Genomic DNA, 12,652 nt, shown 5'->3' with positions numbered 1-12,652 from the left:
CGCGGATTCCAGCCCTCAAGCCATAAGGAACGCACGGGTGTCCGCACCGAATCTGATTCCCCACATCCGCAGTGCGCTGACGTCGTTGCGGCCGGCCGAGCGCAAGGTCGCCGACATGGTGCTCTCGGACGTCGACTTCGCGATGCGCGGGAGTATCACCGAACTCGCGCAGCGGGCCGACGTGTCCGAGCCTTCCGTGACACGCTTCTGCCGCGCGGTCGGCGCGCACGGTCTGCGTGACTTCAAGATGCAGCTCGCGCAGAGCGTCGCGGGCGGGCTGCCGTATGCATCGACCGCGGTCGCACGCGACGACGACATCGAGACCCTGCTCGACAAGGTCGGTAAAGCAGCCGTCGACGGCATCACGCATGCGCGCGGCGCACTCGATCCCGTAGCAGTCGATGCGGCGATCGCCGCGATTGCGCATGCGCGGCGCGTGTTTTTCTTCGGTGTCGGTTCGGGCTCGGGTCTCGTTGCGCAGGACGCGGCACTGCGTTTCCTGCGCCTCGATCTCGCGGCGAACGCCTTCACCGACGGTCATCTGCAGCGTCTTTATGCGGGCTTGATGGAACCCGGCGACGTCGCGTTCGCGATTTCGCATGCGGGGCGCAGCATCGAAGTGAACGAGAGCATCCAGATCGCGAAGGAACGCGGCGCGACGACGATCGCGCTGACCAACGTCGGGTCGCGGCTTGCGTGGCTCGTCGATATTCCGCTGCTGCTGCGCGTCGCGAGTCCGATCGATCCGAATACGCCGGGCGTGTCGCGGCTCGTGCATCTGTGCATCATGGATGCACTGGCGATCGGCGTGGCATTGCGGCTCGGACCGAAGACGCTGGAGAAGATGCGTCACGCAAAGGCGCGGCTCGGGCACGAAGCGGAGCCGGCGGCAGGCGAGAGCTGACGCACTGACACGCCGACGTCACGTGGACGTCATGACCGGCTGTCCGTACTCCTCCTGCTCCACCGGTGTTTCGCGCGCTTTCTCGCGCAGGACGTCGATAAACGCACGTAGTCCCGCCGGTACGTGCCGGTGTCCGGGGTAATACAGACACAGCCCCGGTGCTTCTTCGGCCCAGTCGTCGAGCACGGTGACGAGATCGCCGGCCGCGACCGCCCGGGCCACGGCCCATTCGCTCATCCATGCGAGACCGACGCCGTGCAACGCGGCGTCGAGAATCAAATGCGGGCTGTCGAGCATCAGTGCGCCGTTCACGTCGATCTGCACGCGTTCGCCACGTTTCGCGAATTCCCACTTGTACGGTGCACTGCCCGGCAGCCGCGCGCGAATGCACGCGTGCGTGCGCAGATCGTCGGGGACGCGCGGCTTTGTGTGCTGCGCGAAATACGCGGGCGAGCCCACGACGACGAAGCGCACCGGCGTACTGCACGGCACCGCGATCATGTCGTGCGGCACGTGCCCGATCTGCCGCACGCCCGCGTCGAACCCCTCGGCGACGATATCGACGAGCCGCGCATCGGTGACGAGATCGAGCTTCATGTCCGGACAGCGCCGCAGGAATTCGTAGACGGCCGGGTTCATCAGGCGCAGCGCGGCGGCTTCCGATGTATTGATGCGCAATGTGCCGGCCGGCGTCGCCCGATGCGTGTTCGCTTCGTCGATCGCGGCGGAGATCTCGCGCAGCGCCGGTGTGACACGCGCGAGAAACTGCTCGCCGGCTTCGGTCAGCGACACGCTGCGTGTCGTGCGATGAAAGAGACGTACGCCCATCCGCTGTTCGAGCGCGGCCACCGAGTGGCTGAGCGCGGATGGCGATATGCCGAGTTCCTTCGCGGCGCCGCGAAAGCTGCGATGCGCGGCGACGGCTTCGACGGCGGTCAGTTCGGATAAGGCAGTCCGGTTCATTGTGCTGTTCCCTGCATCAACCTGTGCAATCGGCGGCGTATTGTCGCATCGATACCCCGTTGCTATCTTGCTCGAATCTCGTAAGACCTCACAGGGAGAGCAACAGATGAGCAGAACAGTTTTGATTACCGGTGCGTCGTCAGGCATCGGACGTGCTACCGCGCAGCGCTTCGCGGCCGAAGGATGGAACGTCGTCGCGACGATGCGCGAACCCGACGCGTCGCTCGCGGCGGACAACGTGCTGGTCGAGCGGCTGGATCTCCAGGATCACGACAGCATAGTCAGTGCGGTCGACGCAGGCATCGCGCGTTTCGGCACGCTCGACGTGCTGGTCAACAACGCGGGCTACGGTCAGTGGGGATTGTTCGAAGCGCTGTCGCGCGAGCAGATCCAGGCGCAGTTCGACGTCAACGTGTTCGGCGTGATGGACGTCACGCGCGCGGTGCTGCCGCATTTTCGGGCGCGGCGCGCGGGTACGATCGTCAACGTGGGGTCGGGCGCGGGCATCTTCGGCCTGCCGCTCGTCTCGCTCTATTGCGCGAGCAAGTTCGCGCTCGAAGGCTTTAGCGAGGCGCTGTCGTACGAGCTGGCGTCGCAGGGGATCGGCGTGAAGCTGGTCGATCCGCACGGCGGCGTGACGAGCACGCGCTTCAACGCGCGGACGGCCGAAAGCGCGCAGGGCAACCCGACGTTGCATGACTACGACGCATTCGTCGCACGGACCAACGAAGCGTTCGCCGGAATGATGGCCGCGAGCAACATGACCGCCGACGACATCGCTGCCGTGATCCACGAAGCCGCGACCGACGGTACCGACCGGTTGCGCTACCTCGTCGGCGACGATGCGCGCGGATTCGTGCGTGCGCGCCGCACGCTCGACGATCAGGCGTATATCGAGTTCATGCGGGCGCGGTTTCCGTCTGCGTAAGCCGTCAGAAGCGGTAGTAAACCGCCGCGAGCGAATTGAGTTCGAAGCGGCGCGACGTGATCGGACTGTTCGCCGCATAGTGCTGCAACCGGCCCGCGACGATCGACACCGAACTCGTCCAGTGCTTCGAGAAATCGTGGCTGACGTAGACGTTCAGATGCACATCGCGAATGCCGGAGCTGGTATTGAACGCGGGCAGCCCCGATGCGGCGCTCTGCTGCGGCGACACGCCGAAGAACGTCCGCGTGTACTCCGCGTCGGCCCACGTGAAGCCGGGGCCGACCGAGAACAGCCAGTTGTCGAGCGGCAGCGATGCATAGAGATCGCTGACGACCGTCTTGCCCTGCCCATGTCCGGCTATGTCCTGATACATCGCGACCGAGCCGGTGAACGCCCACCACGTGTAGTCGCCGAACAGTTTCAGCTTCGGACTCGAGTGCACGTCGCCGAGGCCGCGCAGACGGCCGTCGTCGGAATCGCTGCGCGACTGGAAGTCGAAGCTGAGCGCGGCACCGAGGTGATACGCGGGGCTGCGCAGCACGTTCACGCCGAGTACGTCAGGACCTTGCGAGAAGAAGCGGTCGTCCCAGGAAATGTCGAGTGCGGGAAACGGGTAGAACTTCAGCTTGCTCGAGCCGGGGTACGCGGGCGTGATGAACAGGCCCGGGCCGATCGCGATTTTCCACTTGCTGTCGGGCGGGGTGCTACTGCTGCTGTTGCTACTGCTACTCGACGGAGTGGTGTCGTCCGCATGCGCGGTCGTAACGGTTGCCGCTCCGAACAGGAACGCCGCGCACAGCAGCGCGACGCGAAAGATAGACACAGTCATGCGTTTTCCTTGCCGAGCGCGGACAGCTGACGCAGCCGGCGCGCGAGCGCTTTCGATACGACCGGCACGCGCGAATGGTCGCCGTTGTGCGCGATCTCGCTTTCGCGCAGGAACGCGGCGGTCTCGCGCGCGACGACTTCGCGCTCGTTGTCGGAGGTAATCATGTGGTACGAATCGTCGAGCCAGATCGTGCGCAGAAAGCTCGTGCCGAGCTTCGCCGCGACCTCGTGTGCGTTGCGCGGGCTGGCGGTTTCGTCGTCGATTGCGTGGACGATCAGGCAGTCGTTGCGGATCTCGTGCAGATTCGCGCGCACGTTACCCGCGAGCCGGCTGGCTTCGTGCAGCGCGGGCAGCGAGATCGTCGACGGACCGACTTCGCTGAAATCGTTGCGCTGCATCGCGCGCGCGATCTTCGTGCGCAGCGCTTCGTTACGCAGACCGAACGGCTCCGACTCGCGATAACGCCAGCGCGAGCGCAGCGGCGTGAAATACGCCCAGTTCAGCAGAAAGCGATACCACGGGATCGCCCAGCCGTCGTACGACAGCGTCAGCGACAGCAGCACCAGCGACTGCGCGTTCGGCCGGCGGCGTGCGAGCGCCAGCGCGAGTGCCGCACCGATCGACAGTCCGCAGATCGACACGCGCGCATAGCGGCTCGCGAGCGCGTCGTATTCGGCGATCGCCGCATCGAGCCAGCGTTCCATCCGCTGCTCGACGGTGCCGGCGCTGTAGCCGTCGAGTACCGGCGCGCAGGTCGTGAAGCCTTCGTTGTTCAGATAGCGGGCGAGATAGCGGAGTTCGAGCGGCGAGCTGGACAGTCCGTGCAGCATCAGCACCGCGTGATGATCGCCGGCGTTGAAGAGTGTGGTCGCGCGTTCGATGATCAGTCTCCGATGCGCAGCACGAGGAAATCCCCCGCATGCGTCGTGAAGCGTTCGCAGACGCAATCGACGAGCTTCGACATGCCGTCGTCCGATTCCATCCGCACGCGATGACTGCCGGGCCGCAGGCCGTTCCAGAAGCGCTGGATGTCTTCGGGATGGACGTCGGTGAAGCGCGGGCCCGGCGCGATTTCGCTCGGCAGCGCGCGTGCGGTTGCACCTGCAGGCGAGGATGCAGAAGCGTCGCCGCTCGCCTGCACGACCGCGTGACGTTCGAGCGCCTGGATCAGGATGAAGGTCTTGTTGTAATGCGCGAGATGGCGCAGCAGACGATGCGTTTCATCGACCGCGCGTCGCGCGAGCATGCGTTCGTTGTCGTGCCGCAGCAGCATTTCGTAGCGCGACTGCGCAACCGACGCGATCAGCTCCGCGCGAAACTGTGCGCGCCGCAGACGCTCGATCAACACGATCACGATCAGCGTGACGACCGGGTACGAGATCACCAGGATCAGGTCGGCGCGGTTGAAGACGTCGATCTGCGCGTAGGGCGGCACGAACAGGTAGTCGGCGAGCCCGAGCCCGAGCAGCATCACGGTCAGCGCGGGCGCAAGCCCGAAGTAATACTCGATCAGCGCGGCCGCGATGCAGAACGCGGTGCCCGGCATGATCGGGCCGAGTAATGGGTGCAGCATTAACCGGATCGCGGCGGCGATCACGAGTGCGGCCACCGCGGCGAGCCACGGGCGGACGCCGCGCGGTGCCCAGCGGCGAGCGTTTTGGACATGCATAGATTTCTTTCGTATGGCCTGCGCGGTCCATGCCGCGCGGCTCCGGTCTGGCAAGAGCGGTGTAAACAGCGAATCGGCAGGCAGAAACAGCGCCGCCGACTTTTATATAACGGCATTCCTTACTAACGGTTGACGCAGAAAAACCCGCATCGTGCGTCCCGTTGTCAAGGTCCGTCAGGTTACGCTGTATTACGAGGAATAGGGTGATACCGCGTTGAATTTCAGGGACAACGGCGCGATGGCGATGCTATGACAATGGTTCTCAGTCCGGCGTTTTTTCGATGCCTGTCCGCCATTGCAGGCGATTGCATCAGCCGATGCTCGCCTTGCAGTGCACGCCCGCTTCGCGCAGGAAGTGGGCAATCGTTTGCTCTACGATCGATGCGTCGAGATCCTGGACGATGAAGACGAGCCGCGTCGCGCGATCGTCGTCGGGCCATGCGTCGAGGCGTAGCGGTTCGTGCAGCCATTGCTGGACGCCGTGCAGTACGACAGGCCGCGTTTCGCCGGCCAGGTTCGCAATGCCCTTGAGTCGCAGGATGTGTTCGCCGTGATAGCCGAGCAGCACGGTCAGCGCGGTTTCGAGTGCCTGCATCGGCAACGGGTCGGCGTAGCTGAGGCAGAAGGTTTCGATGTCCGGATGCGCGTGACGTGTCGCTGTCGCTGTCGTTGCGGCTCCGCGCATCAATGAGCGTGCAGCGGGTTGCGTGCGCAGCCACGGACGCAGTGCGCGCGGTGTGAGGATGTCGAGAATCTGTGCGGCGTCGATCGTGCCGTCGCGCACCGTGACGCGTGCTGCGCCCGGGTTCAATCCAGCGAGCGTGGCTTCGAGTTCGGCGAGCGTCGTAGCGTCGACGAGATCGGCCTTCGTCAGTAGTAGACGGTCCGCAACCGCGACCTGTTGACGCGATTCTTCGTGACGCGCTAACTGCGCCGCGCCGTGCTTCGCATCGACGGTGGCTACAACGCCGTCGAGCCGTACCCGCTCTATGAGCGCTTCGTCGCCGAGCAGCAGCGAAATCACCGGACCCGGCCGCGCGAGCCCGGTCGTTTCGATCAGCAACCGCTCGAACGGTGGAATCTCGCCTCGGTCGCGCCGCTCGAACAGCGTCGCGACCGTTTCGGCGAGACCGTCGCGGACGCCGCAGCAGAGGCAACCGTTTTCGAGCAGCGCGATCGTGTCGTCGCGCATCGCGCCGACCAGCAGATGATCGAGACCGATCGACCCCAGCTCGTTGATCACGACCGCGCAGCGACCCATCGCGGGCTGCGGCAACAGACGGTTGAGCAACGTCGTCTTGCCCGAGCCGAGAAAGCCGGTGAGCAGCGTGACCGGAATCTGCGTGCTCATATCACCTGCAGATCGCGTCCGACGATCACTTCGCCACTGAAGTGGCGGCGCGCGTCGGCGGCCCACATGTCGTCGGTGATCGCGGGGTCGCCGCCCGGCACGAAGTGGCTCAGTACAAGCGTCTTCACGCCTGCTGCGGCTGCGATCTTGCCGACCTGTTCGGTCGTCGTGTGGCTTTTCACGAGGTGGTCGAGCAAGGTCGGCGCGTTGTCGACGGTCTTCATCAGCTTTTCGAGCGCGGGCAGGTACATCACTTCGTGGACCAGCACGTCCGCGCCTTTCGCGAAATCGGCGAGGGCGGGGTAGTACGTCGTGTCGCCGGAGAACACGATGGTGCGGTCGCGCGTTTCGAAGCGGTACGCGAACGCGGGCTTGATCGTGTAGTGATCGACGAGCGTCGCGGTCACGCGCACGCGATCGTCCTGCATCACGACGCGCGGCCCGTCGAACTCATGGATGTTGATCAGCGGTCGCATGGCGGGCCGGCCTTCTTCGCGCATCCGCACGTCGAGATCGATCGCGTTCATGTCGACGAAGTCGTCGATCATCTTCGTGATGCGCGGCGGTCCGTACAGATTGACCGGCGTATGCAGCCCGGTGGCCCACGCGAGGAACACGAGGTTGCCGAGGTCGGCGTTGTGATCCGAATGATGATGCGTGATGAAAATGTCGCGCAGCGCGGGCAGTTTGATACCGGCCTTTGTCAGTTGCAGTGCGACGCCGTTGCCGCAATCGACCACGTACGGCTGGCCATCGACGACCAGCACGTTGGCTGGTGCCGCGCGCAGATCGGATGGGGTGGGGCCGCCTTTTGTGCCTAACAGCACGAGCTTCGTGCCTTGCTTGATGTCTTTAGTGGGTAGCGTGTTCGCCGTTGCAGCAGGGGCAGCAGGCGCTGCCGTTTGCGCATCGGCCTGCTGCATCCACGGCAGCGATGCGGTGGCGCCGGCCGTCACGGCGAGGCGCATGAAATCGCGGCGGGTACGTCCGAAGGGCTGGTCGCTCACGGGTCGATCTCCTTGGGGTGCTGTCGTTGAAGTGATGGTGTGGGTGAATGCGTTCAGACACTGCCCGGCGAATAGCCGAAACGATGCGACAGCCGCTGCGTCGCGGCGCGCAACGTCGTCGCGGCACTGCCCATCGTACCGCTGTCGAAACTGCCCGCCGGCCCCATGATCGCGATCGCGACGCACAGACTGCCGGTGTGATCGAACACCGGCGCGGCGAGCGTGTGAATGCCGGGGATCGGTTTATTCAGCGCGTGGTCGATGCCGTGCGTGCGGATCTGCGCGAGCCGTTGCGCGTAGCCGGGTTCGAGTGTGTTCGGCGCGGCGAATACTTCTGCACGCGACGCACCGGCGAGCCGCAGATGATCCTGATCGAGCAGATCGCGGCGCACGTCATCGGCGACGTACGCGGCGAACACGCGACCGAGCGCGGTATGGACGAGCGACATCACCGTGCCGATGCGCAGACTCACGTGCAACGGTCGTGGCGATTCTTCGAGCCGCACGACGGTCGGCCCGAGTGGCCCGAGCACGGCCATCGCGACGCTCATACCGGTTGCAGCCGCCAGCTCGACGATCTCGGCTTCGGCTTCGCGGGTCGGCGACAGGCGCTGCAAACCGATCAGCCCGAGTTCCAGCGCGAGCGGCCCCGCTTCGAAACGGCCCGCTTCGTCGCGCATCACGAGGCCGATTTTTTGCAGGCTGACCAGATGCGGGAAGGCTTTTGCGGGCGGCATGTCGGCGGCCACGGCGAGATCGCGCAGCGCGAGCGGCACGCCTGCATCGGCAAGCGCGGCGAGCAGTGCGCCGGTGTTGTCGAGCGACTGGATGCCGCGCTGCGATTTCGCGTCGGGAGTGGTTTTGCTCATCGTGACTGTGCCTCCATTGCTGGCACGTCGGTGTTGTCGCGCGCGAGATCGGCCGTGATCGCGCGGGCCGTGTCGCGCAACGCGCGTGCAATCGGACCCTGCCACGCGACGTCAATCGAACCGGTCGTGCCGATCGCCGTCAACGCGAGCAGTAGACTGCCCGTCGCATCGCACACCGGCACGCTCAGGCTGCTGATGCCGGGGCTCGGCGCATCGACGCCGCGTTCGAGGCCACGTGTGCGGATCGATGCGAGCGTTGCATCGAATTCAGTGCGTTGTGCGGCGGGAACCATCGATTGAATGGAACGCCCCGAACGCGGCGCGCCGCTCTGGTTCGCCCACATCGCCTGCAATTGGGAGGCAGGCAGATACGCGCAGAACACGCGACCCGTCGACGTGGCCGGCAACGACATCACGGTGCCGACATGCAGGTTCACATGCAGCGGAAAACCGGCGTGCTCGTAGCGCACGATCGTCGGGCCTTGTGGTCCTGCGATGCAGATTGCGATACTGAGGCCGAGCGTTTCCGCGAGCGCGACGACGCGCGGCACCGTCGCGCGAAACGCGGGCTGTTGTTCGAGATGCAGTAAACCGAGCCGCAGCGCGAGCGGCCCCGGCTCGTAGCGGCCGGAGATTTCATCGCGCTTGATGAGACCGAGCCGCGCGAGGCTCACGACGTACGCATGCGCTTGACCCGGCGGCAGCGCGGCGCTTGCCGCGAGGTCGGACAGCGCGAGCGGCGTGCGGGCACGGGCGAGCGCGTCGAGCAACCGTCCGCCGACTTCGACGCTCTGGATGCCGCGTTGCGGTCGCGCTGCGTCTTTAACGGGTTTCACCGGTCGTATGGTTTGTGTGGTTCAAGAAAAACGCCATGTTAGCCGAGGAGCAAATGGAATTTAAGCCGCGGCTGGACGGAGTTTCACAGCCTGCATGACCCTTATCGTACGCCGCTCATGATTTGCGTATAGCGATGTTTTTCGCTATTGACAAATTAAACGACGCGCTCCTAACATGGCCTCACCCCGACACCTATAGCCGTCAGAACACGTCGCACACAATCAACGCGGGGCGAGACCGGGGCGACCCACGCCCTGCCGCAGCGCCGCATCCGCGTGCCGTCTTGCCTCCTGCACGATCGATCCCCAAGGAGGCAGACATGGCAAAGGCATTCGCATCGCAGGCCGATCTCGAAGCGAAAAAGATCACGTTCACGCAGTTGTCCGAGAACGCGTATGCGTACACGGCTGAGGGCGATCCGAATTCCGGCGTGATCGTCGGCGACGACGGCGTGCTGATCGTCGATACGACCGCGACGCCCGCGATGGCCCAGGATCTGATCGCGAAGATCCGTACGGTCACTGACAAACCGATCAAATACGTCGTGCTGTCGCACTACCACGCAGTGCGCGTGCTCGGTGCATCCGCGTATTTTGCGGAAGGTGCGCAGCAGGTGATTGCGAGTCGCGGCACGTACGAGATGATCGTCGAGCGCGGTGAGGCGGACATGAAGTCGGAGATCGAACGTTTTCCGCGTCTGTTCGCCGGTGTCGAAACGGTGCCGGGCCTGACGTGGCCGACGCTCGTATTCGAGCGCGAAATCACGCTGTTTCTCGGCAAGCTCGAAGTACGCATCGCGCATCTCGGCGCAGGGCACACGAAAGGCGATACCGTCGTGTGGCTGCCGTCGCAGAAGGTGCTGTTTTCCGGCGATCTCGTCGAATACGACGCCGCGTGCTATTGCGGCGACGCGCAACTCGAACAGTGGCCCGCGACACTCGAAGCGCTGCGCGCGCTCGGTGCGCAGAAACTCGTGCCGGGCCGCGGTCCTGCATTGACCACGCCGGACGATGTGAACAAGGGCCTCGACTACACGAAGGATTTCGTCACGACGCTGCTGCAAAGCGGACGCGAAGCGGTCGCGCAGAAACTCGATCTGAAAGCGGCGATGGCGCATGCGCGCAAGTCGATGGATCCGAAGTTCGGCGACGTGTTCATCTACGAGCATTGCCTGCCGTTCGACGTATCGCGTGCATTCGACGAAGCGAGCGGTATCGCGCATCCGCGCATCTGGACCGCGCAGCGCGATCAGGAGATGTGGAGCGCGCTGCAAAGCTGACGCGAGAGCGCGATGGACATCGATTATCAGACGCTGTCGTTCGACTACGTGCCGTGTCGCGAGCAGCGGGAACAGGGCGATGCGCGGGTGCATCCGGTGATCGTCGTCGGCGCGGGGCCTGTGGGCCTCGCTGCGGCGATCGATCTCGCGCAGCAGGGTTTGCCGGTCGTGCTCGTCGATGACGACTGCACGCTGTCCACCGGCTCGCGCGCGATCTGCTTCGCGAAACGCACGCTCGACATTTTCGATCGGCTTGGCTGCGGCGAACGGATGGCCGCGAAGGGCGTGAGCTGGAATGTCGGCAAAGTCTTTCTGCGCGACGACCTCGTCTATTCATTCGATCTGCTGCCGGAGAGCGGGCATCGACGGCCTGCGTTCGTGAATCTGCAGCAGTATTACGTTGAAGGGTATCTGCTCGAACGCGCGCGTGAGCTGCCGAATCTGGAGATTCGCTGGAAGAATCGCGTGACGGGTATTCGTCAGAGCGATGGACCGGACGCTGTTGTGACGCTGACCGTCGACACGCCCGACGGTCCGTACGCATTGCACGGCCGCTACGTGGTCGCCGCCGACGGTTCGCGCAGCCCGATCCGCACGCTGATGGGGCTCGACAGCCACGGTCGCACGTTCAAGGATCGTTTCCTGATCGCCGACGTGAAAATGGACGCACCATTTCCCGCCGAGCGCTGGTTCTGGTTCGATCCACCGTTTCATCCGAACCAGTCGGTGCTGCTGCATCGTCAGCCGGATAACGTGTGGCGGATCGATTTTCAGCTGGGCTGGGACGCGGATCCTGTAGCCGAGAAAACGCCCGAACGTGTGATCCCGCGCGTGCGTGCATTGCTCGGGCCCGATGCGAAGTTCGAACTGCAATGGGTGAGCGTCTATACGTTTTCGTGTCAGCGGATGGAGCGCTTCCGGCACGGTAACGTGCTGTTCGCGGGCGATGCCGCGCACGGCGTGTCGCCGTTCGGCGCACGCGGCGCGAACAGCGGCGTGCAGGATGCGGACAACCTCGCGTGGAAACTCGCGCTGGTCGCGACGGGCCGCGCGCCCGATGCGTTGCTCGACACGTACGCGATGGAACGCGAATACGCAGCCGACGAAAACATTCGCCATTCGACGCATTCGACCGATTTCATCACGCCGAAGAGCGCGGCGAGTCGTGTGTTTCGTGATGCTGTGCTGACGCTTGCGCGCGATCATGCGTTCGCGCGGCAGCTTGTGAATAGTGGGCGGTTGTCGGTGCCTGCGGTGCTGTGCGATTCGGTGCTGAATACAGCAGGCAGTGAGTCGTTTAGCGGTCGAATGGCGCCGGGTGCGTCGTGTTGCGATGCGCCGTTGGAGATCGATGGCGAACGTGCATGGCTGTTGCCGCAACTGGGGCAGCAGTTCACGGGTGTGCTGTTTTGTGAAGACGATGTGGATGCGGCGACGCTTGCTGCGGTCGATGTGTTAACTCGTGCATCAGTGCCGTTTAAGCTCGTGCTCGTGATGAACGCCACCGCGCGTAACAACGTGGCGACGTTAGCGCGCCGTTTGCCGTATGCAACGATCGCACTCGACGTAGAAGGTCTCGCCGCCACGCGCTATGACGCATCGCCGGACACGTTCTATCTGGTGCGCCCCGATCAGCACGTATGCGCGCGCTGGCGCAGCGTCGACGTACACAGCGTCACGCAGGCACTCGAACGCGCGCTCGCGATAACGCCAGACGTTCGACACGCGGCATAAGCCAATAAGCCTGAATGGCAAGGAGACGACGATGCCGCTCAACACCGAACCGAATCTCGCCCACCCCGACGATTTCTACGAAGCGCTGATCGACATGCATCGCGATCTCGACGACGCGCAAAGTCAGACCGCGAACGCACAGCTGATCCTGCTGCTCGCGAACCACATCGGCGATCACGAAACGCTACTCGAAGCGATGCGAATCGCGCGTACGGGCGCGACGGACCGCAAGCAATAAACCGCTATTCCCGATCGCGATAGTCCCTATTCGCGATATCGCGT

The 12,652-nt window shown here is 64.4% G+C and carries 13 protein-coding genes; 5 read left to right on the top strand and 8 right to left on the bottom strand.

Translation table 11 applies throughout. The features are described 5' to 3' along the window. Nucleotides 1-37: 37 nt before the first annotated feature. Nucleotides 38-904, top strand: a complete 867-nt coding sequence (locus E1748_RS06210) for a MurR/RpiR family transcriptional regulator (RefSeq protein WP_133646247.1) — start codon at nt 38-40, stop codon at nt 902-904. Between the two features lie 18 nt (nt 905-922). Here E1748_RS06210 and E1748_RS06205 read toward each other — a convergent pair whose 3' ends face one another. Beyond that, the gene (locus E1748_RS06205; RefSeq protein ID WP_133646246.1) at nt 923-1,867 is read right to left on the bottom strand and encodes a LysR family transcriptional regulator; all 945 of its coding nucleotides are present in this window, start codon (nt 1,865-1,867) and stop codon (nt 923-925) included. 106 nt (nt 1,868-1,973) lie between these two features. On the opposite strand from E1748_RS06205, the gene E1748_RS06200 reads away from it, so the two are divergent. Next, entirely contained in the window at nt 1,974-2,795 is an 822-nt protein-coding gene (locus E1748_RS06200; protein ID WP_133646245.1) for an SDR family oxidoreductase, read from the top strand. A 4-nt stretch (nt 2,796-2,799) separates the two neighbouring features. On the opposite strand, the gene E1748_RS06195 is transcribed toward E1748_RS06200, so the two are convergent. From E1748_RS06195 to E1748_RS06165, 7 genes are all read right to left on the bottom strand, one after another. After that, nucleotides 2,800-3,624: a MipA/OmpV family protein gene (locus E1748_RS06195; RefSeq protein ID WP_133646244.1), complete on the bottom strand. Its 825-nt coding sequence runs from the start codon at nt 3,622-3,624 to the stop codon at nt 2,800-2,802. Further along, nucleotides 3,621-4,454, bottom strand: coding sequence for an alpha/beta hydrolase (locus tag E1748_RS06190; RefSeq protein ID WP_133647255.1), 834 nt, complete (start codon nt 4,452-4,454; stop codon nt 3,621-3,623). Before E1748_RS06190 ends, E1748_RS06195 begins: the two co-directional genes overlap by 4 nt. 53 nt (nt 4,455-4,507) lie before the next feature. Then, nucleotides 4,508-5,293 carry a DUF4118 domain-containing protein gene (locus E1748_RS06185; RefSeq protein WP_133646243.1) on the bottom strand — a complete coding sequence of 262 codons (786 nt, stop codon included), beginning with the start codon at nt 5,291-5,293 and terminating at the stop codon, nt 4,508-4,510. Nucleotides 5,294-5,603: 310 nt separating this feature from the next. Then, nucleotides 5,604-6,644, bottom strand: coding sequence for a CobW family GTP-binding protein (locus E1748_RS06180; protein ID WP_133646242.1), 1,041 nt, complete (start codon nt 6,642-6,644; stop codon nt 5,604-5,606). Then, entirely contained in the window at nt 6,641-7,612 is a 972-nt protein-coding gene (locus tag E1748_RS06175; protein ID WP_133647254.1) for an MBL fold metallo-hydrolase, read from the bottom strand. Before E1748_RS06175 ends, E1748_RS06180 begins: the two co-directional genes overlap by 4 nt. A gap of 92 nt (nt 7,613-7,704) precedes the next feature. Then, nucleotides 7,705-8,520, bottom strand: coding sequence for an IclR family transcriptional regulator (locus E1748_RS06170; protein ID WP_133646241.1), 816 nt, complete (start codon nt 8,518-8,520; stop codon nt 7,705-7,707). Then, nucleotides 8,517-9,356, bottom strand: coding sequence for an IclR family transcriptional regulator (locus tag E1748_RS06165; RefSeq protein WP_240766347.1), 840 nt, complete (start codon nt 9,354-9,356; stop codon nt 8,517-8,519). Before E1748_RS06165 ends, E1748_RS06170 begins: the two co-directional genes overlap by 4 nt. 320 nt (nt 9,357-9,676) lie before the next feature. Here E1748_RS06165 and E1748_RS06160 point away from each other — a divergent pair, with 320 nt between their 5' ends. From E1748_RS06160 to E1748_RS06150, 3 genes are read left to right on the top strand one after another with little or no spacing between them, the layout of a single operon-like run. Then, the gene (locus tag E1748_RS06160; protein ID WP_133646239.1) at nt 9,677-10,636 is read left to right on the top strand and encodes an MBL fold metallo-hydrolase; all 960 of its coding nucleotides are present in this window, start codon (nt 9,677-9,679) and stop codon (nt 10,634-10,636) included. Between the two features lie 12 nt (nt 10,637-10,648). Then, nucleotides 10,649-12,370, top strand: a complete 1,722-nt coding sequence (locus tag E1748_RS06155; protein WP_133646238.1) for an FAD-dependent oxidoreductase — start codon at nt 10,649-10,651, stop codon at nt 12,368-12,370. A gap of 31 nt (nt 12,371-12,401) precedes the next feature. Beyond that, nucleotides 12,402-12,608 (top strand): DUF2783 domain-containing protein, encoded by a 207-nt coding sequence (locus E1748_RS06150; protein ID WP_133646237.1) that lies wholly within the window; start codon nt 12,402-12,404, stop codon nt 12,606-12,608. The last annotated feature ends 44 nt before the right edge of the window (nt 12,609-12,652 follow it).

Source organism: Paraburkholderia flava (assembly GCF_004359985.1).
GTDB lineage: Bacteria > Pseudomonadota > Gammaproteobacteria > Burkholderiales > Burkholderiaceae > Paraburkholderia > Paraburkholderia flava.
The sequence above is the reverse complement of the archived record's forward strand: the minus strand, read 5'-3'. Positions and strand labels throughout refer to the sequence as shown.

Bases quoted from the DNA above. Each gene is read 5' to 3' on its own strand.
- E1748_RS06180 (WP_133646242.1), bottom strand. From the start codon at position 6,644: ATGAGCACGCAGATTCCGGTCACGCTGCTCACCGGCTTTCTCGGCTCG.
- E1748_RS06155 (WP_133646238.1), top strand. From the start codon at position 10,649: ATGGACATCGATTATCAGACGCTGTCGTTCGACTACGTGCCGTGTCGC.
- E1748_RS06190 (WP_133647255.1), bottom strand. From the start codon at position 4,454: ATGCTGCACGGACTGTCCAGCTCGCCGCTCGAACTCCGCTATCTCGCC.
- E1748_RS06170 (WP_133646241.1), bottom strand. From the start codon at position 8,520: ATGAGCAAAACCACTCCCGACGCGAAATCGCAGCGCGGCATCCAGTCG.
- E1748_RS06175 (WP_133647254.1), bottom strand. From the start codon at position 7,612: ATGCGCCTCGCCGTGACGGCCGGCGCCACCGCATCGCTGCCGTGGATG.
- E1748_RS06185 (WP_133646243.1), bottom strand. From the start codon at position 5,293: ATGCATGTCCAAAACGCTCGCCGCTGGGCACCGCGCGGCGTCCGCCCG.
- E1748_RS06195 (WP_133646244.1), bottom strand. From the start codon at position 3,624: ATGACTGTGTCTATCTTTCGCGTCGCGCTGCTGTGCGCGGCGTTCCTG.
- E1748_RS06200 (WP_133646245.1), top strand. From the start codon at position 1,974: ATGAGCAGAACAGTTTTGATTACCGGTGCGTCGTCAGGCATCGGACGT.
- E1748_RS06160 (WP_133646239.1), top strand. From the start codon at position 9,677: ATGGCAAAGGCATTCGCATCGCAGGCCGATCTCGAAGCGAAAAAGATC.
- E1748_RS06205 (WP_133646246.1), bottom strand. From the start codon at position 1,867: ATGAACCGGACTGCCTTATCCGAACTGACCGCCGTCGAAGCCGTCGCC.
- E1748_RS06150 (WP_133646237.1), top strand. From the start codon at position 12,402: ATGCCGCTCAACACCGAACCGAATCTCGCCCACCCCGACGATTTCTAC.